Source organism: Acidisphaera rubrifaciens HS-AP3, assembly GCF_000964365.1.
Lineage (GTDB): Bacteria > Pseudomonadota > Alphaproteobacteria > Acetobacterales > Acetobacteraceae > Acidisphaera > Acidisphaera rubrifaciens.
The window spans coordinates 1-1,483 of the sequence record NZ_BANB01000902.1 but is presented as its reverse complement, the minus strand read 5'-3'; the positions used below and the strand labels follow the sequence as shown (position 1 = coordinate 1,483).

Genomic DNA, 1,483 nt, shown 5'->3' with positions numbered 1-1,483 from the left:
GCCTCGACGATCGCGCCCGGGTCCGCGCCGCGCTCCGCGCCGCCATGGTGCACCGGCACGAGCATCGCGAGGTGTTCGACGAGGCATTCGCCCTGTTCTGGCGCGACCCGGAAGGCGTGAAGGCGCAGGCGGCGCTGTCGCTGCTCAGCCCGTCGGGCGCCAAGGAACAGCGCCGCCCCCCGCCGGGCAGTCGCCGCGTGGCCGAAGCCTTCTCCCGCCCGCGCGAGCAGCCGCAGCGGCCCGACGACCGGCCGGGCGAGATCGAGGCGGTGCTGACCGTCTCCGAACGCGAACGGCTGCAGAGCATGGATTTCGAGGCGATGAGCGCCGCCGAGATCAACGCCGCCAAAGCGGAGATACGGCGCCTCGTGCTGCCGCTTGACCTGCGCCGCACCCGGCGCCACCGCAGCGATACGACGGGCCCGCGTGCAGACCTCCGCCGCACCCTGCGCGACAGCCTGCGCCACGGGGGCGAGATCTTCGGGCTTGCCCGCACCCGCGCGGTCACGCGCCCGCCGCCGCTCGTCGTGCTGTGCGACATCTCCGGATCAATGGCGCGCTACGCTCAGATTCTGCTGCATTTTGTCCACGCGGTCACGAATGACCGCGACCGCGTGCAGGCGTTTCTGTTCGGCACCCGCCTGACCAACATCACCCGCCAGCTCCGCCACCGCGACGCGGAGGTGGCGTTCCAGATGGTGGCCCACGTCGTGCCCGACTGGTCCGGCGGCACGCGGATCGGCGACAGCCTCGCCCGGTTCAACCGCGAATGGTCGCGCCGCGTGCTCGGCCAGGGGGCGGTCGTGCTGCTGATCACCGACGGCCTGGACCGCGAGGGGGCCAGGGGTCTGGCGGAGAACATGGACCGGCTGCACCGCTCCTGCCGCCGGCTGATCTGGCTCAATCCGCTGTTGCGCTGGGACGGGTTCGAACCAAAGTCGCAGGGCGCGCGTGCGATGCTGCCGTATGTGGACGAGTTCCGCCCGGTCCATAATCTGGCCAGCCTGCGCGCCTTGATCGAGACGCTGTCGCGTCCCGCGCCGGTCGCGCGGGCCGCCAGCCGGCAGGAGAAAGCGGCATGACCACGGAAGCCGAGGACATCCTCACCATCGCCCATGACTGGGCCCGGGCCGGGGAGCAGGTGGCGCTGGCCACGGTGACGGAGACATGGGGCAGTTCGCCCCGGCCGGCGGGCAGCCAGATGGCGGTTACCGTCTCCGGCCGCATGGCGGGTTCCGTCAGCGGCGGCTGCATCGAGGGCGCGGTCGCCGAGGCGGCGCTGCGCTCGATCGAGACCGGCGCGCCGCAGCTGCTGGATTTCGGCGTGACCAACGAACGCGCCTGGGAAGTCGGGCTGGCCTGCGGCGGCAAGGTCAAGGTGTTCGTGGAACCCGTGCAGTGAAGACGGCCACCCTCGCCGCCGTCCAGGCCGCGCGGGCCGAGGGTCGGGCGGTCGTCCTTGCGACGCGCCTGCCGGACGGGG

General features: G+C 72.4%; 2 protein-coding genes. Both read left to right on the top strand.

The annotated features are described in order from the left end of the window. The coding region (locus B8460_RS18895) for a vWA domain-containing protein (protein ID WP_048863173.1) at positions 1 to 1,082 on the top strand (1,082 nt) is incomplete at its 5' end. After that, positions 1,079 to 1,402, top strand: a complete 324-nt coding sequence (locus B8460_RS18890; RefSeq protein WP_048863172.1) for an XdhC family protein — start codon at positions 1,079 to 1,081, stop codon at positions 1,400 to 1,402. The genes B8460_RS18895 and B8460_RS18890, both read left to right, overlap by 4 nt. The last annotated feature ends 81 nt before the right edge of the window (positions 1,403 to 1,483 follow it).